18 protein-coding genes are annotated in these 20,341 nt (G+C 74.9%); 10 read left to right on the top strand and 8 right to left on the bottom strand.

Going from position 1 to position 20,341, the window contains the following annotated elements; all coding sequences use genetic code 11:
- Window positions 1-46 precede the first annotated feature (46 nt).
- Entirely contained in the window at window positions 47-919 is an 873-nt protein-coding gene (locus Q1A09_RS18300; protein ID WP_299958218.1) for a MerR family transcriptional regulator, read from the top strand.
- Here the strand turns inward: Q1A09_RS18300 and Q1A09_RS18295 are convergent.
- Complete coding sequence (locus Q1A09_RS18295; protein ID WP_299958215.1) at window positions 916-1,722, bottom strand: endonuclease/exonuclease/phosphatase family protein; 807 nt, start codon at window positions 1,720-1,722, stop codon at window positions 916-918. The two genes, Q1A09_RS18300 and Q1A09_RS18295, sit on opposite strands and share 4 nt — an antisense overlap.
- Window positions 1,719-3,380, bottom strand: a complete 1,662-nt coding sequence (locus Q1A09_RS18290) for an alkaline phosphatase D family protein (RefSeq protein ID WP_299958213.1) — start codon at window positions 3,378-3,380, stop codon at window positions 1,719-1,721. The genes Q1A09_RS18295 and Q1A09_RS18290 overlap by 4 nt, the downstream gene beginning before the upstream one ends.
- A gap of 72 nt (window positions 3,381-3,452) precedes the next feature.
- Between Q1A09_RS18290 and ftsY the strand changes: the two genes are divergently transcribed.
- A complete protein-coding gene (gene ftsY / locus Q1A09_RS18285; RefSeq protein WP_299958210.1) occupies window positions 3,453-4,637 on the top strand; it encodes a signal recognition particle-docking protein FtsY in 1,185 nt (394 codons plus the stop codon).
- A gap of 6 nt (window positions 4,638-4,643) precedes the next feature.
- Here ftsY and Q1A09_RS18280 read toward each other — a convergent pair whose 3' ends face one another.
- From Q1A09_RS18280 to Q1A09_RS18255, 6 genes are all read right to left on the bottom strand, one after another.
- Entirely contained in the window at window positions 4,644-5,492 is an 849-nt protein-coding gene (locus Q1A09_RS18280; protein ID WP_299958207.1) for a hypothetical protein, read from the bottom strand.
- Window positions 5,493-5,813: 321 nt separating this feature from the next.
- Window positions 5,814-7,628 (bottom strand): SpoIIE family protein phosphatase, encoded by a 1,815-nt coding sequence (locus Q1A09_RS18275; RefSeq protein ID WP_299958204.1) that lies wholly within the window; start codon window positions 7,626-7,628, stop codon window positions 5,814-5,816.
- A 98-nt stretch (window positions 7,629-7,726) separates the two neighbouring features.
- On the bottom strand, window positions 7,727-8,476 hold the full coding sequence (locus Q1A09_RS18270; protein ID WP_299958201.1) for an energy-coupling factor ABC transporter ATP-binding protein: 750 nt from the start codon (window positions 8,474-8,476) through the stop codon (window positions 7,727-7,729).
- Complete coding sequence (gene cbiQ, locus Q1A09_RS18265) at window positions 8,473-9,261, bottom strand: cobalt ECF transporter T component CbiQ (RefSeq protein ID WP_299958198.1); 789 nt, start codon at window positions 9,259-9,261, stop codon at window positions 8,473-8,475. Before cbiQ ends, Q1A09_RS18270 begins: the two co-directional genes overlap by 4 nt.
- Before the next feature lies 1 nt (window position 9,262).
- A complete protein-coding gene (locus tag Q1A09_RS18260; protein ID WP_299958195.1) occupies window positions 9,263-9,655 on the bottom strand; it encodes a PDGLE domain-containing protein in 393 nt (130 codons plus the stop codon).
- Window positions 9,652-10,374 carry an energy-coupling factor ABC transporter permease gene (locus tag Q1A09_RS18255; RefSeq protein ID WP_299958192.1) on the bottom strand — a complete coding sequence of 241 codons (723 nt, stop codon included), beginning with the start codon at window positions 10,372-10,374 and terminating at the stop codon, window positions 9,652-9,654. The genes Q1A09_RS18260 and Q1A09_RS18255 overlap by 4 nt, the downstream gene beginning before the upstream one ends.
- Window positions 10,375-10,739: 365 nt before the next feature.
- Between Q1A09_RS18255 and Q1A09_RS18250 the strand changes: the two genes are divergently transcribed.
- From Q1A09_RS18250 to Q1A09_RS18215, 8 genes are all read left to right on the top strand, one after another.
- Complete coding sequence (locus Q1A09_RS18250; protein WP_299958189.1) at window positions 10,740-12,089, top strand: ammonium transporter; 1,350 nt, start codon at window positions 10,740-10,742, stop codon at window positions 12,087-12,089.
- Window positions 12,086-12,424 (top strand): P-II family nitrogen regulator, encoded by a 339-nt coding sequence (locus tag Q1A09_RS18245; protein WP_299958186.1) that lies wholly within the window; start codon window positions 12,086-12,088, stop codon window positions 12,422-12,424. The genes Q1A09_RS18250 and Q1A09_RS18245 overlap by 4 nt, the downstream gene beginning before the upstream one ends.
- Window positions 12,425-12,562: 138 nt before the next feature.
- The gene (locus tag Q1A09_RS18240; protein WP_299958183.1) at window positions 12,563-14,959 is read left to right on the top strand and encodes a [protein-PII] uridylyltransferase; all 2,397 of its coding nucleotides are present in this window, start codon (window positions 12,563-12,565) and stop codon (window positions 14,957-14,959) included.
- Window positions 14,960-15,054: 95 nt separating this feature from the next.
- Entirely contained in the window at window positions 15,055-15,246 is a 192-nt protein-coding gene (locus Q1A09_RS18235; RefSeq protein ID WP_299958180.1) for a hypothetical protein, read from the top strand.
- 198 nt (window positions 15,247-15,444) lie between these two features.
- Entirely contained in the window at window positions 15,445-17,019 is a 1,575-nt protein-coding gene (ffh, locus tag Q1A09_RS18230) for a signal recognition particle protein (RefSeq protein WP_299958177.1), read from the top strand.
- A 4-nt stretch (window positions 17,020-17,023) separates the two neighbouring features.
- Complete coding sequence (locus tag Q1A09_RS18225) at window positions 17,024-18,118, top strand: amidohydrolase family protein (protein WP_299958175.1); 1,095 nt, start codon at window positions 17,024-17,026, stop codon at window positions 18,116-18,118.
- Window positions 18,119-18,164: 46 nt separating this feature from the next.
- On the top strand, window positions 18,165-19,913 hold the full coding sequence (locus tag Q1A09_RS18220) for a proline--tRNA ligase (RefSeq protein WP_299958172.1): 1,749 nt from the start codon (window positions 18,165-18,167) through the stop codon (window positions 19,911-19,913).
- 52 nt (window positions 19,914-19,965) lie between these two features.
- Window positions 19,966-20,337, top strand: a complete 372-nt coding sequence (locus Q1A09_RS18215; protein WP_299958169.1) for a ribonuclease E inhibitor RraB — start codon at window positions 19,966-19,968, stop codon at window positions 20,335-20,337.
- Window positions 20,338-20,341: the final 4 nt, after the last annotated feature.

Genomic DNA, 20,341 nt, shown 5'->3' with positions numbered 1-20,341 from the left:
TGCCCGGCTTGCTCCTCACACGGTGTCAGGGCGCAGGCTCGCACCCATGGTGACGATCGGGGAGCTCGCCCGGCTCGGTGGCGTGTCGGTCCGGATGCTGCGGCACTATGACGCCATCGGCCTCCTGGTGCCCGCCCGGACCGACGGGCGCACCGGCCGGCGCAGCTACGACCTCGCCCAGCTGGCGCAGCTCAACCGGCTGGTCGCGCTCAAGGACCTCGGCTTCGGCCTCTCTGAGGTCGCCGAGCTGCTGCGTGAGCCGGTCGACGAGGCGCGGGTGCGTGCGCTGCTGCACCGGCGCCGGGCGGAGATGGCCCAGCAGCTGCACGACACCCGCCACCGGCTGGCCCACGTCGACGCGCGGCTCCGGCTCGCACAGGGAGCAGGCGTGTCCGACGACGTGCGGGTGACGGACGTGCCGCCGGTCGAGCTGGTCGGCCTCGAGCGGCTGGTCCCGGCCGACGTCGACGACCTGGCCGCGCACGTGGAGGGGCAGTTCGACCACGTGGGGCGGGTGCTGGACGCCGCCGGCCGGTCCCGGCTGGCGCCGGTGAGCCGCTGCCTCCCGCTCCCGCCGGGCAGCCCCGGGAGCCCGGACGGGGGGCTGCGGGTCACCACCGGGTACGTGGTCCCCGACGGCCTGATCCCGGACGGTCTGGTCGCGGACGGTGCGGTCCCCGGGTTGGCGACGATCGGGCTGCCGGCGGCGAGGGTGGCGTCGGTGGTGCACCGCGGCCCCATGGACGCCGTCCGGGTGGGTGTCCAGGCGCTCACCGGCTGGGCGCAGCGCGCGGGCTGGAGCGCGGCTGACACGGCGGCGGCTGCCCAGCGCACCGTGTTCCTGCAGGCCGGCGGCGACGACCGATCCGAGTGGGTGGTGGAGCTGCAGCTCGAGCTCGCTCCGGACCCAGCGGGCTAGGGGGTGCCGGCCGGCACCTGCAGGTCGACCAGCAGGGGGTGGTGGTCCGACGCACCGGAGCCGTCGAGCACCCGGGCGCCGCGGACGCCCACCCCGGCGGAGACCCACACCTGGTCGATCCGCACCCGGGGGCGGCGGGCCGGGTGGGTCAGCCCCTGACCGGCGTGCAGCGAGAAGCGACCGGACTGGTCGCTGCGCTGCGCCGCCAGCTCCCAGGCGTCGGCCAGGTGCACGCGCAGCGCCGCCAGCTCCGGGGCGTCCGGGGCGGCGTTGAGGTCGCCGACGACCACCGCGGGCTCGGCCGGGTCGGTGTGCAGGTCGGCGACCGCCGCGGCCTGGACGGCGCGGTCGGCGGCCGCCGCGCTGGACAGGTGGGTGGTCGTCACCCACAGGGTGGCGCCCGCCAGCTGCACCAGGGAGCGCAGCGCGCTGCGCGGCTCGCCACCGCCGGGCAGCCGATGGACGTGGCTGGTCAGCACCGGCAGCCGGGACAGCACCGCGTTGCCGTACTGCCGGCGCTCGCTACGCCCGGCCCGGCCCGGCTCGTCGATCGAGGCGCTCCAGACGAGCTCCCGGTCCAGCGCCCGGGCCAACAGCTCCGCCTGGTCGACGTGCTCGCTGCGGTCGCCGAAGTGCCGGTCGACCTCCTGCAGGCAGATCACGTCGGGGTCGGCGTCGGCGAGCAGTCGCGCCAGCCGCGGCAGGTCGTGGCGGCCGTCGTCGCCCACGCCGTGGTGCACGTTGAAGCTGACCAGCCGCACCGGCACCACGGCACGGCTGGGATCGGCCGCGGCGGCGGTCATGACAGCCGGGTGTCCAGCACCTGGGTGAAGTGCTCGGTCCCGTCGTCGTCCCGGCTGGTCGCCCAGAGCAGGAAGCGGGCGTCCCGCCCGTCGAGCACCAGCTCGCCGAGCTCGTTGCCGAAGAACGGGCCGGCCTGCTTCTGCCACTGCAGCGGACTGCGCTCCACCCGGGCGAGCGCGCGCAGCCCACCGGTCAACGCCCGGGCCCACCGGCTCCAGCCGAGCCGGAAGCCGATCTCGATGGCGTGCGGCGCGGCGTTGTGCAGCGGCGAGACGGTGAGCTGGTGCACCCGGGTCTCCAGACCGCCGGGCTGCACCAGCTCCGCGGCGTAGGCGTGGTGGACGTCGCCGGAGAGCACCAGCGCCGTCGCCGGGGGGCGGCCGAGCTCACCGCGCGCCACCGACACCAGCGTGCGGCCCAGCCGCTCGAAGGACTGACCGAACGCCGCCCAGTGCTCCAGGTCCGCCGCCTGCCGCAGCTTCTCCATCAGCCGGCCCAGCGGCTTGCCGTGGTGGCGGACCGACATCGTCTCGTTCCACTGCTCGATGTCGTGCACCGAGTGCGGCAGCAGCCAGGGCAGCGAGGTGCCGATCAGCAGGTGGTCGACACCGTCCTCGACCGAGCGGCGCACCGCGGCGTCCACCCAGTCGAACTCGAAGTCGTCGACGATCTTGCGATCGTGTTCCTCCAACGCCCGGCCGGCGCGGGTGTCGACCATGATCAGCCGGGCCGGTCCCCAGTGACGGACGTAGCTCCAGCGCACCGTCTCCGCCTCGACGTCGGCGGCCCGGGCCATCTCGTCGAGCATCGGGCCGGCGTCGTCGCTGCCCGGGGGCAGGTCCTGGATCGCCCGCCAGGTCTTGTTGTCCGACAGCTCGGCGGGGGAGAGGTTGCCCAGGTGCTGGTACACCCAGTAGCTGACCAGCCCGCCGCAGATCCGCCGGTGCCACCAGTCGTTCGGCGTCACCTCTGCGCGCCACGCGGCCGAGGTGTTCCAGTCGTCGATCATCTCGTGGTCGTCGAACACCATCGAGGACGGCACCGTCGAGAGCAGCCAGCGCACCTCCGAGTCGCTCCAGGACTCCGCGTAGAGCCGGGTGTACTCCTCGAAGTCCGCAGCCTGGGCGCCCGGCGGCTGCGACAGGTCGCGCCGGGCAGCCATCCACGCCTGCGTCGCCGGGGTGACCTCGTCGGCGTACACCTGGTCGCCCAGCAGCACCAGCGCGTCGGGCCACTCGTCCGGCGGCATGCTGACCAGCCGGCGTGCGTAGCCGTCCAGCGCGTCCGGCGGGATGCCGTCGCCGACGTCCACGGTGGTCGGGGTGGCGTACCGGCAGGAGCCGAACGCCAGCCGGAACGGGCGGTCGCGGCCGATGGTGCGGATCCGGCTCGGCGGGTACACCGACTGCGCCGGCGGCCACACCTGCTCGCCGTCCAGGTGCACCTCGTAGGGCGTCACGCTGCCCGGCTCCAGGTCCTCGACGACGACCAGTGCGTAGTGGTGGCCGTTCACGCAGAACGTCTGGGCGCGGCGGCCCAGCACCTCGACCACGCAGGGCCGGTCGGTCTCGACCCAGATCGTCGCCGACACCGGGTCGACGTGGCGGAGCAGTGGGCCCAGCAGCAGGAGCGGACTGGTGCCGGCGGTCTCGGGCATGAGGGACAGCCTGCCCCATGATGCTGTCAACCGGCCCGGTCTTCACCCGGCCGGGGCTGGGAGACTCTGGGCATGGAGTTCGTGCTGATCGCGATCGCGATCCTCGTCGTCGCCCTGATCGCCGGGATCGGCCTGCTCGTCGGGCGCGGCCGGCGCACCACCCGGCTGGACTCCGACGCCGCGGCCGGCACCACGCTGACCCGCCCGCGGCCGACGACGGAGGCGCCGCCCCCGGTGCACACCGGGTCGACCGCCGTCGACCCGGAGACGCTGGCCCAGCCGCCGGTCGAGCTGCCGCCCGCCGAGCCGGAGCCCGGGCTGGTCTTCGAGACCCCGCCGCCCTCGGCCGGCCGGCTGGTCCGGCTCCGCTCGCGGCTGGCACGCTCCCAGTCCTCGCTGGGCCGCGGCCTGCTCACCGTGCTGTCCCGGGAGAAGCTGACCGAGGACGACTGGGAGGAGGTCGAGGAGACCCTGCTCGCCGCCGACATCGGGGTCGCGGCCACCACCCAGATCGTGCAGCGGCTGCGCACCCAGAGCCTGGTGCTGGCCACCGCGTCGGGCACCGACCTGCAGAGCCTGCTCGTGCGGGAGCTGACCGCCGTCCTCGGCCCCGACCTCGACCGCACGCTGCACACCGACCGGCACGACGGCCGGCCCGCCGTCGTCCTCGTGGTCGGGGTCAACGGCGCGGGCAAGACGACCACCGTCGGCAAGATCGCCCGCGTCCTGGTGGGCGACGGCAAGAGCGTGGTGCTCGGCGCCGCCGACACGTTCCGGGCCGCGGCCGCCGACCAGCTGGAGACCTGGGGCGAGCGGGTCGGTGTGCTCACCGTGCGCGGCCGGGAGGGCGGTGACCCCGCGTCGGTGGCCTTCGAGGCGGTGCGCACCGGCATCGAGGCCGAGGTGGACACCGTGCTGGTCGACACCGCCGGCCGGCTGCACACCAAGTCCGGCCTGATGGACGAGCTGGGCAAGGTCAAGCGGGTGGTGGAGAAGCACGGCCCGGTCGACGAGGTGCTGCTCGTCCTCGACGCCACCACCGGTCAGAACGGCGTGGTGCAGGCCCGGGTGTTCACCGAGGCCGTGCACGTCACCGGCGTGGTGCTCACCAAGCTCGACGGCACCGCCAAGGGCGGGATCGTCGTCTCGGTGCAGCGGGAGCTCGGCATCCCGGTGAAGCTGATCGGCCTGGGCGAGGGGCCCGACGACCTCGCGCCGTTCGAGCCCGAGGCCTTCGCCGAGGCGATCGTGGGCTGAGCCCGGCTACCGGCAGACCGGGACGGCGAAGTCGGTGTTGTGCAGCGTTCGCTCGCCCGGGACGTCGCCGTTCATGAACGAGTTCGCCGGTGACCAGCGCCCGGCCCACTCGCCGGAGTCGACGAGGTACCAGAACCCGTCCGGGACGACGCTGGGGATGCTCGGCGCGTAGTACCGGCAGCGCACCTGCACGGTGGTGTCCGGCGGGATCGGCAGCGAGTTGTCGACCAGCGTCCGCGGGTCGGCGAAGGTGTTGGCGCCGATGCTCCCGGTGGTCTCCGGCAGCAGCGTGCCGTCCCCGGTGCTCGGCAGCGGCGGGAGGGTGTCCACGCCGTCGTCGGTCCTGAACGCGACGATGGCCGTGACCACGGCGCCGGCCAGCACCGCCGCGGCCGCGGCGGTCAGGAGCCGGGTGCGACGGTCCCGGGACCGTCTCCGGGCCGGGACCGACGCCGCTGCGACCGGGTGGTCGGTGGGGTCGGGCTCCGCGGTCGGGTCCGGCCGGCCCGTGTCGGTCGACGGTGTCGTGTCGGTCGACGGTGTCGTGTCGGCCTGCGGTGTCGGGACCGGAGCCGGCCGGGCGGGGCCGCAGGTCTCCACCAACCGCGGGGCGCCGGCAGCGCCCGGGTAACCCGGCACCGACGCCAGCGCCCAGGCGTCGAGCTCGCGCACCGCACCGGTCACCGCGTTGCGCGGGTAGCTGCCTCGGCACCAGTAGTCCAGCGTCCGGGCGCTCACCCGCCCACCCGACGCCCGGGACAGCTCGGCGCGGCCACCGGCCTCGTCCACCAACCAGGTCACCTGCCGGACGAACGGGTCCTGCGCCGTGGCGTCCGGTCCTGGCGTGCTCGTCATCGTGCCCCCGCGTCCTGTGCGCGCCCCCTCGTCCGGTCGCGCGTGCACCGCGGCGCAAGGTAGCGCAGGCCGACGCGGACCACGCGATCCGGACGGCCGGACCCGGTACCTGTGGAGTGGCTCCCGGCCCCCTGACCCCGGGCCGGTCCTCCGGCGCCGGGGCCGAGGGGCCCGGGGTGTCGAGCCGGAGGGCGGCAGCGGTCACGGGGTCGCTGCCGCCCTCCGGGGCCCGGCCCCGGGGCCCGCCGCCCTGCGGTCAGCCGTCGTCCGCACGTCGGCGGGGCGGCTCCCGACCCCCGGGCGGGTCCTGGCCCGGTCCGGTCAGCCGGGCAGCACCCGGAGCCCGACGAGGGCGACGTCGTCCGCCCAGTCGGGAGCCAGCCGGGAGAGCAGGGCGTCGCACAGCTCCTCCACCGGCAGGGCGGCCAGTTGCGGGGCGACCCCGGCGAGCCGGTCCAGGCCGTCGTCGAGCGTGGCGTCCCGGCGCTCCACCAGCCCGTCGGTGTACAGCACCACCGTGTCGCCGGGGTGCAGCGCGACGGTGTGGTCGGTCCGCGGCGCGTCGGGCACGACGCCCAGCAGCAGGGACGCCGGCCGCTCGAGCAGCTCGACCGTCCCGTCCGCCCGGACCAGCAGCGGCGGCGGGTGCCCGGCGTTGGACCACCGCAGCGTCCGCTGCCCGGTCACCGCCTGCGCCGGGCTCTGCTCCACGCGGGCCAGCACCGCGGTGGCCAGGGTGCCGACCCCGAGCCCGTCCAGCGCCCGGTCCAAGGTGGCGAGCACCTGGGCCGGCGGGGCCGCCAGGGCGTGGACCGCGCCGCGGAGCAGGTTGCGCAGCTGCCCCATCACGGCGGCGGCCTCCCGGTCGTGCCCGGTCACGTCACCGACGACCAGCGTGGTCTCGCCGTCCGGGGTGAGGAAGGCGTCGTACCAGTCACCGCCGATGGTCGCCTCCTCGGCGGCCGGGCGGTAGCGCACCGCGATGCGCAGGTGGTCCGGCTGCGGTGGCTCGGTCAGCAGTGACCGCTGCAGTGCCTCGGCCATGCTGCGGGTGGCGCGGGCCCGGCGGCGTTCGTCCTCGAGCCGGGCCACCCGGTCGACCGCCTGGGCGCACTGCGCGGCGTAGGCCTCCAGCACCTGGACGTCGTCGTCCTCGAACGACCGCGGGGCGGCCCAGCCGACGGTCCAGGAGCCCAGCAGCCGGCCGCCGGCGCGCAGCGGCAGCGCCGCCCACGACCGCACGCCCAGCCCCTCGGACAGGTACCGGTCGCCGGCCGGCCGGTCAGCGGCGCGCCCGGCGTCGCCCACGAGCACCGCCTGGCCGCGGGCGGCCACGGCCATCGGCAACGGCGAGTCGACCGGCAGGGGAGCGGAGAGCAGCCGGCCGTCGTGGCTCTCGGTGAGCGTCAGCCGCCGGCCCTCCGGCGACAGCAGGGCCACCGCGGCGGTGTCGGTGCCCAGGGCCGCCCTGCCCTGCTCGAACAGCTGCTCCAGCAGCCGCTCGGTGGTCTCGGTGGCGGCCAGCGCGGAGACGGTCGCCGCCAGGCCGGCCAGCGAGCGGGCGGTGCGCCGTACCCGGTCGTTCGCGGTGCGCAGCTGGGCGTTGAGCCGGGCCAGCTCCCGGGCCCGGTGGAACAGGTCGCCCTCCACCTCCGCGACCCGGCGCTGGCCCCGCTCGGCCGCCTGCCGGGCGTCGTCCCGGTCGCGGATGTAGTCGGTGATGTCGTCGGACCGGTGCAGCAGCAGCACCACCTCACCGGCGTCGTCGAGCACGGGGACGTTCTGCGGGCTCCAGAACCGCTCCGCGTAGCTGCCGTCGGGCATCCGGATGTCGTACTTCTGGATGGCCATCACCACCGGCCGCCGGGTGTCCCGGGTCTCCGCCAGGGCCCTGGCGAGGTTCACCAGCCCGTCGGCCCCGGGGTCGTCGGGGTTCATCGGGAAGAGGTCGAACAGGTGGTGGCCGACGTTCTGCTCGAGCGTGGTCTCCGTGGCGGCCAGCCGGGCCCGGTTCGCGTGCACGATCACCAGGTCGGGCGTGAGCAGCAGGAACGGCGTCGGTGCGACGTCGAACACCCGGGCGAAGTCCGGCACCGGCAGGTCCTCGATCGGGACGGGTCCCGGCTCCCTCGTCACCTGATGCCTCCCGTCCGGACGTCCGCGCCGCTCCAGACGCCCGTCGTGGATACCCCGCGCCGGTCGGCCGGGCAACGTGGCGACCGACACCCGCCGGGTCAGCCCACCGAGCGCGGGTCGAACCCGAACGGCAGCTCCAGCCGGTGCGCGGCCAGCAGCTCACGGTCGGCCAGCAGCTCCCGGGTGGCCCCGTCGGCCACCACCACGCCGGCGTCGAGCACCACCGATCGCGGGCACAGCTGGAGGGCGTAGGGCAGGTCGTGGGTGACCATCAGCAGGGTGACCGGCAGCGCCTCCAGCACCTCGGCCAGCTCCCGCCGTCCGGCCGGGTCGAGGTTGCTGCTCGGCTCGTCGAGCACGAGCACCTCCGGCTGCATCGACAACACCGTGGCCACCGCGACCCGGCGGCGCTGGCCGAAGGAGAGGTGGTGCGGCGGCCGGTCGGCGGCGTCGGCCATGTCCACCGCGGCGAGCGCGTCGGTCACCCGCCGGGCGACCTCGGCCTCGGGCAGCCCCAGGTTCCGCGGCCCGAAGGCCACGTCGTCGGCGACGGTCGGCATGAACAGCTGGTCGTCGGGGTCCTGGAACACGATGCCGACCCGACGGCGGACCTCCTGCAGGTGCTGCTCCTCCACCGGCAGCCCGGCCACCTCGACCCGGCCGCGACCGCCGCGCAGGATGCCGTTGAGGTGCATCACCAGCGTCGTCTTGCCCGCCCCGTTGGGTCCCAGCAGGGCCACCCGCTCGCCCTGCTCCAGCCGCAGGTCGACGCCGAACAGCGCCTGGTGCCCGTCCGGGTAGGCAAAGGCGAGGTCGTCCACCAGCAGGGACGGCGGGGGAGTGCTCACCCCAGCAGTGAACCCGCCCCCAGCACGGCGACTGCTGCCAGGGGGAGGCTGAGCGCCGCGGCCCAGGACCGGGAGCCGACGACGGCGACCGGCCCGGTGGGCAGCCGGCCGGTGTAGCCGCGGGACAGCATCGCCAGGTGCACCCGCTCGCCCCGCTCGTAGGAGCGGATGAACAGCGACCCGGCGGCGGGGCCCAGCACCTTCAGCGCACCCACCCGGCGGGCCCGGAAACCGCGGGACTCCCGGGCGACCTTCATCCGGCGCAGCTCGCCCCCGACGACGTCGGCGTAGCGGATCATGAAGGTGAGGATCTGCACCAGCACCGCGGGCAGCCGCAGCCGGTCCAGGCCGCGCAGCAGGGCGCGCGGGTCGGTGGTGGCGGCCAGCAGGGTGGCGGCCAGCACCGACAGGGTCGCCTTGGCCAGGATGCTGCCGCCGGCGGCCAGCCCGCTCTCCGACAGCGACAGCCCGAGCACCTCGGTGCGCGGGCCGCGGGAGACGACGGGCAGCAGCAGCGCGAAGAACACGAACGGCACCTCGACCACCAGCCCGCGCAGCAGCCGGCCCGGCCGGATGCCGGCCACCGCGGCGACGCCGAGCAGCAGCGCCAGGAACCCGGCGTAGGCCCACGGCGCCCACCCGGCGTGCACCGGGGTCAGCACCACGACCAGCGCGAAGGCCAGCACGGCGACCAGCTTGGTGTGCGGTTCCAGGCGGTGCACCGGGCTGGCGCCGGGGACGTACATCGAGGCCAGTCCGGCGCCGTGGCCGTGCCCGGCGCCCACGTCAGCGCCGTCCGGCCGGGTCGTCGAGCTCGTCGCGGGTGCTGGTGCCGAGGGCGGTGGCCGTGTCGTGGGCGCCGGTGTCGGCGCCGTCCCGGGAGCCGGACGACCGGCGCCGCAGCACGAGGGTCAGGCCGCCGGCGAGGGCGAGCACCAGCAGGACGCCGACCACCCCGGCCAGCCCACCGGACAGCCGGGCGTCGTCCACCCCGGCGAGGCTGTAGTCGGCCAGCGGCGAGTCGGCGGCCGCGCTGTCCTCCGCGGTGTCGCCGAAGCCCTGCTCGGCGGCGGTGGCCTCCAGGCCGTCGGGGGAGGAGCTGGCGTACCAGCTGCCCACCCCGGCGATCAGCAGGGCGACGACGACGCCGACGAGCACGAAGGTGCGGGTGCGGGTCATCGGGCGTCCACCGCGGTGGGGGCGGCCGGGCGGCCGGCGGTGGCGGGCCGGGGCGCGAGGGTGGTGGCCCGCTGCAGGTGCCGGGCACCACGGACCAGGTCCGGCCGCACGGCCAGCACCGCACCCAGCACGGCGACGGTGATCGCCGCCTCGCCCAGCCCGATCAGCAGGTGCACCCCGCCCATCGCCGCGGCGACCGACGTCAGCGAGACGTCGGCGACCCCGCCCAGGCCGAAGAGCCCGACGAAGACCAGCGCGGCCACCGGGACGGAGAGGAAGGCGCCGACCCCTGCGGCGGCGAGCACGCCGGTGCGGCCGGCCGGCAGCACCGCGCGCAGCAGCCGGAAGGCGCCGTAGCCCACGCCGACCGCGACCAGGCCCATCAGCGTGACGTTGGTGCCCAGTGCGGTCAGCCCGCCGTCGGCGAAGACCAGGGCCTGGACGAGCAGCACGACGGTCATGCACAGCACCGCCGTCCAGGGGCCGACGAGCACCGCGGTCAGCGCCCCGCCGATCAGGTGGCCGCTGGTGCCGTAGGCGATCGGGAAGTTCATCATCTGCACCGCGAAGACGAAGGCCGCGGTGAGCCCGGCCATCGGGGCGGTGCGCTCGTCGAGCTCGCGGCGGGCGCCGCGCAGGGCCAGGGCCACCCCGGCCGCGGCGACGGCGGCGGTGCCGGCGGTGGTGGCCGCGTCCAGGTAGCCATCGGGGACGTGCACGCGGACCTCCGGGGCCTGTCGGTGGTGTGCCGGCGCACCCGGTGCCCGGGCCGCTCGGCGCTCGGGACGACCTTATTGCAGCTCCTTGGCAACTGCACATGCGTCGCAAGAAGCTCCGGTGAACGACCGGTGCTGGCAGCGACCGGTCACCAGGAGTGCCGGGCGGGGTCCGCGCAACACCGTTGGAACACGGGACGGCGACACGCGTGCGTGAGTTCACGGTGGCGAAACACGTCCAGACCGTCCCCGGAAACACGGTGTCGGCACCGTCTCCTGCACACCGCCGGCTCCGGCGGTGGCTCGCCCGAGGCCCCTCGGGGCCCCCGCTTGCGGCCGACGGCCGACGACACCCTCAGGAGGTTGCCGTGGTCAACACCGGCGACACCGCCTGGATCCTCACCAGCGCCGCGCTCGTGCTGCTGATGACCCCAGGCCTCGCGCTCTTCTACGGCGGCATGGTCCGCGCGAAGAGCGTCCTCAACATGATGATGATGAGCTTCGGCGCGCTGGCACTGATCAGCGTGCTCTGGGTGCTCTACGGCTACTCGGTGGCCTTCGGCGACGACGTCGGCGCCGGGCTGCTCGGTGACCCGGCCGAGTTCTTCGGTCTCGCGGGTCTGATGGAGGACACCACCAGCGAGGCGGGCGGGCTGCCCACCATGGCCTTCGTCGGCTTCCAGGCCGTCTTCGCCATCATCACCGTCGCGCTGATCTCCGGCGCGATCGCCGACCGGGCCAAGTTCGGCTCCTGGATGGTCTTCGCCGGCATCTGGGCGACCGTCGTCTACTTCCCGGTCGCGCACTGGGTCTTCGACTTCACCCTCACCGACGACGACGGCGCCGTCACCCACACCGGTGGCTGGATCGCCAACAACCTGGCCGCGATCGACTTCGCCGGCGGCACCGCGGTGCACATCAACGCCGGTGCGGCCGGGCTGGCCCTGGCCCTGGTGCTCGGCAAGCGGCGCGGCTTCGGCCGGGACGCGATGCGACCGCACAACCTGCCGCTGGTGATGATCGGCGCCGGGCTGCTGTGGTTCGGCTGGTTCGGCTTCAACGCCGGCTCCGCGCTGGCCGCCAACAACACCGCCGCCGTCGCCTGGGTGAACACCCTGGTCGCCACCGGCGCCGCGACGCTGGCCTGGCTGCTGGTGGAGAAGATCCGCGACGGGCACTCCACCTCCCTGGGCGGCGCCTCCGGCGTCGTGGCCGGGCTGGTCGCCATCACCCCGGCCTGCTCCGCGGTCTCGCCGATCGGCGCGATCATCGTCGGCGCCGTCGCCGGTGCGCTCTGCGCCCTGGCCGTCGGGCTGAAGTTCCGGTTCGGCTACGACGACTCGCTCGACGTGGTCGGCGTCCACCTGGTCGGTGGCCTGGTCGGCACCATCCTGATCGGCTTCCTGGCCGACCCCGACGCCCCGGCGGGCGTCGAGAGCCTCTTCTACGGCGGCAGCGTCGACCAGCTCTGGCGGCAGGTCGTCGGGGCGGTCGCCGTCCTCGCCTACTCCTTCCTCCTGACCCTGGTCATCGGCTTCCTCATCCAGAAGACGATCGGCTTCCGGCTCACCGAGGAGGACGAGGTGACCGGCATCGACACCGTGGTGCACGCTGAGTCCGGGTACGACTTCGCCTCCCTGGGCGGCGGTGGCAGCACCGCGCCCCTGGGCGGCCAGGCACGCGCCGAGGCGCGCAACACCGAAGGGAGCCGGGCATGAAGCTCATCACCGCCATCGTCAAGCCGTTCAAGCTCGACGACGTCAAGAACGCCCTCGAGCTGATCGGCATCGCCGGGCTCACCGTCAGCGAGGTCCAGGGCTTCGGCCGCCAGCGCGGCCACACCGAGGTCTACCGCGGTGCGGAGTACCAGGTGGACTTCGTGCCCAAGGTCCGGATCGAGGTCGTCGTCGGCGAGATCGAGGCGGCCCGGGTGGTCGACGCGATCGTCGAGGCCGCCTCCACCGGGCAGATCGGTGACGGCAAGGTGTGGGTCACCACGATCGACGAGATCGTCCGGGTCCGCACCGGCGAGCGCGGAGCCGACGCACTCTGAGAAAGGACCCCGTCCTCCTCATCCCTCGCACGCTCGGGTGAGCCTCGGGACGGGGCCGGGTTCGGACGTCGGCCGGGGTGGTGGGGAGACCCGCTGCCCCGGCCGACGTCGTTCCCCCGCTGAGGACCCGACCGAGAGGTGCCCGTGCTCGACCTGGCCGCTGTGATGGCCCTGCCCCGCGCCGAGCGCGTGCAGGAGTTCGACGACTGGCTGGCCGGCCTGCTGGCCGACGCGCTCGCCGGCACCCCGCGCCCGTCCCGGCGGCGGGGGAGCTCGCCGGCCGAGCCGGCGCAGACCGGCGTCGCGCTGGTGGCGGTGGGCAGCCTCGGACGCCGCGAGCTCCCGCCGCACGGCGACCTCGACCTGGTGCTCGTGCACGACGGCCGGGCCGAGATCGCGGCGCTGGCCGACGCGCTCTGGTACCCGGTCTGGGACGCCGGGGTGCGGCTGGACCACTCCGTGCGCACCGTCGCCGAGGCGGTCTCGGTCGCCGGGGACGACGTCAAGGCCGGGCTCGGCCTGCTCGACGCCCGGCACGTCGCCGGCGACCCCGACGTCACCGCTGCACTGCGGACGGCGACGCTGGGCTCGTGGCGGCAGCACGCCGGCCGGCTGCTGCCCCAGCTGCGCGACCTGCGCCGCGACCGGAGCCGCCGGATCGGCGAGCTGGGCTTCCTGCTCGAGCCCGACCTCAAGGAGGCCTACGGCGGGCTGCGGGAGGGGCAGGTGCTGCGCGCGCTGGCCGCCGCTCAGCTGGCCGACGAACCACCGGCCGACGCGGGGGAGGCCTACGCCTTCCTGCTGGACGTCCGCGACGCGCTGCGCACCAGCACCGGCCGGCCCACCGACGCGCTGGTGCGCCAGGAGCAGCGGCCGGTCGCCTTGGCCCTCGGGCTGGCCGACGACGACGTCCTGCTGCGCCGGGTGAGCCTGGCCGGTCGCCGGCTGGCGTTCGTCGCGGACGAGACGTGGCGCCGGGTCGAGGCCTCGCTGGTGCGCCGTCCCCGCGCCCGCTACCGCCGGGTGCGCCGCGAGCCGCTGGCCGAGGGGCTGGTGCGGCAGGGCGACGAGGTGGTGCTGGCCCGGGACGCCCGGCCCGCGGCCGACCCCGGCCTGGTGCTGCGCGGTGCCGCGGCCGCCGCGCGGGCGGACCTGCTGCTGTCCCCGTACACGCTCAAGGTGCTCGCGGCGCACGCCCCGGCGCTGCCCGAACCGTGGCCGCCGGAGGTCCGCTGGTCCTTCCTGCGGCTGCTGGCCAGCGGACGGAGCGCGGTGCCGGTGCTGGAGCAGCTGGACCAGGAGGGGCTGCTGTCCCGGATGCTGCCGGAGTGGGACCGGGTGCGGTCGCTGCCCCAGCGTCACCCGTGGCACCGGTTCACCGTCGACCGGCACCTGGTGGAGGCCGCTGCCGCGGCCGCCGAGCTGACCCGGGACGTCGACCGGCCCGACCTGCTGCTGGTCGGTGCGCTGCTGCACGACATCGGCAAGGGCTGGCCCGGTGACCACAGCGTCGTCGGTGAGCTGATCGCCGCCGAGGTCGCCACCCGGATGGGTTTCTCCCCACCGGACGTCGCCACCCTGGCCGCGATGGTGCGCCACCACCTGCTGCTGCCGGCCACCGCGACCCGGCGGGACATCGACGACCTGGCCACCATCGACCGGGTCGCGGACACGATCGGCGGTGACGTCGCCCTGCTGGAGCTGCTGCACGCCCTGGCCCAGGCCGACGGGGCGGCGACGAGCAGTTCGGCATGGTCGCCGTGGAAGGCCCATCTGGTCGCCGCACTGGTGGCCCGGGTGCAGGCCCGGCTGGTCGCCGCCCCCGCCCCGGGCCCGGTGCTCGCCCCGACCGCTCCCCAGGTCAGCGCCGCTGTCCCGGGGGCCCCGGGCGGGGCCGGCCGGGTCTCCGTCGGCGTGCAGGACGTCACCGACGGCCAGCAGGTGACCTTCGTGGCACCGGACCGGCCGGGGCTGTTCAGCCGGTTCGCGGGCGTGCTGGCGCTCAACCAGCTCGACGTGCGCGCGGCCAGCACCTCGGTCTCCGAGGGCCAGGCGACCTCGGTGTTCGACGTCCGGCCGCGGTTCGGCCGGGCGCCGGTGCCGGAGATCCTGGCCGACGGGGTCCGGGCGGCGCTGGAGGGCACCCTGCCGCTGGCCGAGCGGCTGCGGCAGCGGGAGATCGACTACCGGCAGCACGGCGACCGGGCGGCCCCGCCGCGGATCTCCTGGTACGACCACGAGGTGGCGGGTGCGGCGTCGAGCATCGTCGAGGTCCGGGCCGGGGACCGGGCGGGGCTGCTCTACCGGTTGACCGCGGCCCTGGCCGACCAGGGGCTGGACGTCACCTCCGCGCGGATCGAGACCCTCGGCGCCGACGCACTGGATTCCTTCTACGTCAGCGACCCGGCCGGCGGGGTGATGGATGCCGACCGGCGGCGGGACATCGAGTCCGCCCTGGTCTCCGCGGCGGGGGGCGCACCGGGCGGGACGACGGTCGACGCCCCCGGCGTCAAGCGCGACACGCCGCCGGGCTGACGTCCGCGGTTCTGTCGGACCCCCGTGAGACGTTCGCCGTGCCGGACGGGAGCCCGCTCCCGACGACCGGCGCCGAGACGAGAGGGGACGCACCCGTGACCGACCTCCAGCAGTGGCCCTGCCCCACCTGCGAGCGCGACACCGACTTCGAGCAGCCCGCCTGCGTCGACGGGCACACCGAGGACGGCGGCGACTGCCCGGAGTGGGCCTGCGTCGAGTGCGGCACCGCCGTCGTCGTCGGGGACGCGCACCGGCCGGCCGCGGTGGCCTGGCGCTCCGCCGCCTGATCGAGGACCCGCTCCGCGCAGGACCCTGAACGGGCCGACGGCGCTCGGCGGTGGACGTGGTCGCCGGGCCATTACGCTGGTGCCAGATGGCGTGACGGCCCCGGGGTGGCCCCGGGAGCCCGAGCCGCGCCGTCCGGCCCGCTGATCAGCACCGTGGGCCGGCCGCCGGCTGCACGCCCGACTGCCTGAGGACGTGTTGTGTTCGAGACCCTCTCCGACCGCCTGGACAAGGTCTTCACCGGTCTGCGCGGCAAGGGCCGGCTCTCCGACGAGGACATCGACGCCACCGCGCGCGAGATCCGGATCGCCCTGCTCGAGGCCGACGTCGCCCTCCCCGTCGTCCGTGCGTTCATCGCCGCGGTCAAGGAGCGGGCCCGCGGCTCGGAGGTCTCCCAGGCGCTGAACCCGGCGCAGCAGATCATCAAGATCGTCAACGACGAGCTGATCGACATCCTGGGCGGGGAGACCCGCCGGATCCGGTTCGCCAAGCAGTCGCCGACGGTGATCATGCTGGCCGGTCTGCAGGGTGCCGGTAAGACCACCCTGGCCGGCAAGCTCGGCCGTTGGCTGAAGTCCCAGGGGCACACCCCGCTCCTGGTCGCCTGTGACCTGCAGCGGCCCAACGCCGTCCAGCAGCTGTCGGTGGTGGCCGGCCAGGCCGGCGTCGACGTGTTCGCCCCGGAGCCCGGCAGCGGGGTGGGTGACCCGATCGCCGTCGCGCGCGACTCGATCGAGCACGCCCGCCGCACCCAGCACGACGTGGTCGTGGTCGACACCGCCGGCCGGCTGGGCATCGACGCCGAGCTGATGGCCCAGGCCGCCGGCATCCGGGACGCCGTCTCACCGGACGAGACCCTCTTCGTCGTCGACGCGATGATCGGCCAGGACGCCGTGAACACGGCGATGGCGTTCCAGGACGGCGTCGGCTTCTCCGGCGTCGTGCTGACCAAGCTCGACGGCGACGCCCGCGGTGGTGCCGCGCTCTCGGTCCGGCACGTCACCGGGCAGCCGATCATGTTCGCCTCGACCGGTGAGAAGCTGGCCGACTTCGACGTCTTCCACCCCGAGCGGATGGCCTCGCGCATCCTCGGCATGGGCGACGTGCTCACCCTGATCGAGCAGGCCGAGCAGGCCTTCGACGCCGACCAGGCCGAGCGGATGGCCGGCAAGCTGGCCAGCCGCGAGGGCTTCACCCTCGAGGACTTCCTCGAGCAGATGATGGCCATCCGCAAGATGGGCCCGATCGCCAACCTGCTCGGCATGCTGCCCGGCGCCGGGCAGATGAAGGAGCAGCTCGCGCAGGTCGACGAGCGCGACCTGGACCGCACCGCGGCGATCATCCGGTCGATGACGCCGGCCGAGCGGGCCACCCCGAAGATCATCAACGCCTCGCGCCGGGTGCGGATCGCCAACGGCTCGGGGATGAGCGTCACCGACGTCAACCAGCTGCTGGAGCGCTTCGCCCAGGCCCAGAAGATGATGGGCCAGATGGCCGGCAGCATGGGCATGCCCGGCATGGGCCCGATGTCGAAGAAGCAGCGCGGCCGGCAGAACCAGGTGCAGGCGCGTGGCAAGGGCAAGAAGGGCAAGGGCGGCAAGAAGGGCGGCCCGGCCCGCCGGCCGATCGGCGCTCCCGGCGCGATGGGCGGCGGGCTCCCCGGTCAGCTGCCCGGCGGCACGCCGGGTGGGCTGCCCGGGCTGCCGCCCGGGCAGGCGATGCCCGACCTGAGCAAGCTGGACTTCAGCCGGTTCAAGGACCAGCAGGGCCGCTGATCCGGTGACCGCCCCCGCCCTGCCCGACCTGCATCTGTCCGGCGTCGTCCTGCCCGAGGGCGAGCACCGCGACCTGTGGGTCACCGGGGGGCGGATCACTCATCAGCCGGTGCCGGGTGCGGAGACGGTCAGCCGCGGTGGCTGGCTGCTCCCCGGCCTGGTCGACGCGCACTGCCACGTCGGGCTCGGCCGGGGAGGTGAGCACCTGCCCGGGGTCGACGACCTGCGTGCCCAGGCGCTCACCGAGCGGGACGCCGGGGTGCTGGCGCTGCGTGACTGCGGCTCCCCGGTCGACACCCGGGTGCTCGACGAGCACCTCGACCTGCCCCGGGTCATCCGGGCCGGCCGCCACCTGGCCGCGCCCCGCCGCTACATCCCCGGGCTGGCTCTCGAGCTCGAGCCCGCCGACCTGGTCGACGCAGTGCGGGTGCAGGCCCGGCGCGGCGACGGCTGGGTCAAGCTGGTGGGTGACTGGATCGACCGCGGCATCGGCGACCTGGCCCCCGAGTGGCCCGCCGAGGTGCTCACCGCGGCGATCGAGGCCGCCCACGCCGAGGGCGCCCGGGTCACCGCGCACACCTTCGGCACCGACGCGCTGCCGGCCCTGCTGGCCGCCGGCATCGACTGCATCGAGCACGGCACCGGGCTGACCGAGGAGCTGGTCGGGGAGATGGCGCGGCGGGGCACCGCCGTCGTCCCGACGCTGGTGAACGTGGAGAACTTCCCCGGCTTCGCGGCCGCGGGGGAGAAGCGGTTCCCGGCCTACGCCTCCACGATGCGGCGGCTGTACGCGAGCTCCGGCGCGGTGGTGCGGGCAGCCTTCGAGGCGGGCGTGCCGGTGTTCGCCGGCACCGACGCCGGCGGCGGCATCGACCACGGGGTGATCGCCGACGAGATCCGCGCGCTGCACGCCGCCGGGCTGCCCGCCGAGGCCGCCCTGGCCGCCGGCTCCTGGGCGGCGCGGGAGTGGCTGGGCCTGCCGGGCATCGAGGAGGGCGCCCCGGCCGACCTGGTCGTCTACGACACCGACCCCCGCGCCGACCTCGACTCGTTACAGCGGCCGCACCGAACCGTGCTGCGCGGCCGCGTCGTCGGCTGAGCAAACCGATGGACGGCGTCCGGTGGACGCCTGGGACACTCCTGGCGTGCTCCTTCGGATGTCCTCCCTGTTCCTGCGCACGCTGCGCGACGACCCCGCCGACGCCGAGGTCCCCAGCCACCGGCTGCTGGCCCGCGGTGGGTACATCCGCCGCGCCGCCCCGGGTGGGTTCACCTGGCTGCCGCTGGGCTGGCGGGTGTTCCGGAACGTCGAGCGCATCGTCCGCGAGGAGATGGACGCGATGGGCGCGCAGGAGGTGCACTTCCCGGCGCTGCTGCCGCGCGAGCCCTACGAGGCGACCGGCCGCTGGACCGAGTACGGCGACAACCTCTTCCGGCTCCAGGACCGCCGGGGCAACGACTTCCTCCTCGGCCCCACCCACGAGGAGATGTTCACCCTCCTGGTGAAGGACCTCTACGGCTCCTACAAGGACCTGCCGGTCTCGCTGTACCAGATCCAGACCAAGTACCGGGACGAGGCGCGGCCCCGGGCCGGGCTGTTCCGAGGCCGCGAGTTCACCATGAAGGACAGCTACTCCTTCGACGTGGACGACGCCGGGCTGGACCGCTCCTACGCCGCGCACCGCGCCGCCTACATCAAGATCTTCGACCGGCTGGGCCTGGAGTACGTGATCGTCTCGGCGATGTCCGGGGCGATGGGCGGCTCCAGGAGCGAGGAGTTCCTGCACCCCACCTCGATCGGCGAGGACACCTTCGTCCGCTCGCCCGGCGGGTACGCCGCCAACGTGGAGGCGGTCTCCACCGTCGTCCCGGAGTCGGTCCCGTTCGACGGGCTGCCCGAGGCGCACGTCGAGGACACCCCGGACACCCCCACGATCGAGACGCTGGTGGCGGTGGCGAACGAGCTGTTCCCCGACGCCGGCTACACCGCGGCGCAGACGCTGAAGAACGTCGTGGTCACCCTGGTGCACCCCGACGGCACGCGCGAGCCGCTGGTGGTCGGCCTGCCCGGTGACCGGGAGGTCGACACCAAGCGGCTGGAGGCCCAGGTCGCCCCGGCCGAGGTCGAGCCGTTCACCGACTTCGCCGCCCACCCCGACCTGGTCAAGGGCTACATCGGCCCGCAGGTGCTGGGCAGCGAGGGCAAGGCCGGCATCCGCTACCTGGTCGACCCCCGCGTCGTCCCCGGCTCCCGCTGGGTCACCGGCGCCAACGAGGCCGGCAAGCACGTCTTCGACCTGGTCGCCGGGCGTGACTTCAGCTGGGACGGCGTCATCGAGGCGGCCGAGGTGCTGGCCGGCGACCCGGCGCCGGACGGTTCCGGCCCGCTGGAGCTCGCCCGCGGCGTGGAGATGGGCCACATCTTCCAGCTCGGCCGCAAGTACGCCGAGGCGCTCGACCTCAAGGTGCTCGACGAGAACGGCAAGCTCGTCACCGTCACCATGGGCTCCTACGGCATCGGCGTCTCCCGCGCCGTCGCCGCGATCGCCGAGTCGATGCACGACGAGCTCGGGCTGGTCTGGCCGCGCGAGGTCGCCCCGGCCGACGTCCACCTGGTCGCCACCGGCAAGGACGCCGCCGTCTTCTCCTACGCCGAGACCCTCGCCGGCGAGCTGGTCGCCGCCGGGCTGACCGTGCTGCTGGACGACCGGCCCAAGGTCTCCCCGGGCGTGAAGTTCAAGGACGCCGAGCTGCTCGGGATGCCGACGATCGTCACGGTGGGCCGCGGCCTGGCCGAGGGCGTCATCGAGGTGCGCGACCGGGCGACGGGGGAGCGGTCCGAGGTGCCGGTCGCCGACGCCCGCGAGGCCGTGCTCGCCGCCGTCCGGAGCTGAGGTCCGCCCCCGCCTGCCCGGCGGGGGCGGACCGGCGTGGTGCACTGCTGTCGTGGCCGAGGACCTGGAGCAGCAGCTGCGGACGACCGCGCAGACGGTCGAGGCCAACCTCGGCCACGGTGACCAGGTGCACGCGCCCCGGCCGATCGACCACCTGGCCGGGTTCCGCAGCCGGTCGGCGGCGACGGCGGCCGGGGAGGAGCTCACCGCGGCCGGCTACCGGGTCGACGGGCTGTACCGCCGGCTGCTCACCGTCTGGCTGGAGTTCAGCGCGATGACCGCCGTCGACCACGACACCGCGGCCGCCTTCACCCGCGAGGTCGTCGGCATCGTCGGCCGGCACGGTGGTCACTACGACGGCTGGGGCGGCTTCCTGGTGCCCCCGGACGGTCCGGTGTTGCCCCCGGACGACGCCGGGGAGTGAGCCC

It is taken from the genome of uncultured Modestobacter sp. (assembly GCF_947486615.1).
Lineage (GTDB): Bacteria > Actinomycetota > Actinomycetes > Mycobacteriales > Geodermatophilaceae > Modestobacter.
This window is presented reverse-complemented; position numbering and strand designations above follow the sequence as displayed.

Coding starts and splice junctions, on each gene's coding strand:
- Q1A09_RS18295 (WP_299958215.1), bottom strand. CDS start 1,722: ATGACCGCCGCCGCGGCCGATCCCAGCCGTGCCGTGGTGCCGGTGCGG.
- Q1A09_RS18260 (WP_299958195.1), bottom strand. CDS start 9,655: ATGACCCGCACCCGCACCTTCGTGCTCGTCGGCGTCGTCGTCGCCCTG.
- ftsY (WP_299958210.1), top strand. CDS start 3,453: ATGGAGTTCGTGCTGATCGCGATCGCGATCCTCGTCGTCGCCCTGATC.
- Q1A09_RS18245 (WP_299958186.1), top strand. CDS start 12,086: ATGAAGCTCATCACCGCCATCGTCAAGCCGTTCAAGCTCGACGACGTC.
- Q1A09_RS18300 (WP_299958218.1), top strand. CDS start 47: ATGGTGACGATCGGGGAGCTCGCCCGGCTCGGTGGCGTGTCGGTCCGG.
- Q1A09_RS18280 (WP_299958207.1), bottom strand. CDS start 5,492: ATGACGAGCACGCCAGGACCGGACGCCACGGCGCAGGACCCGTTCGTC.
- Q1A09_RS18290 (WP_299958213.1), bottom strand. CDS start 3,380: ATGCCCGAGACCGCCGGCACCAGTCCGCTCCTGCTGCTGGGCCCACTG.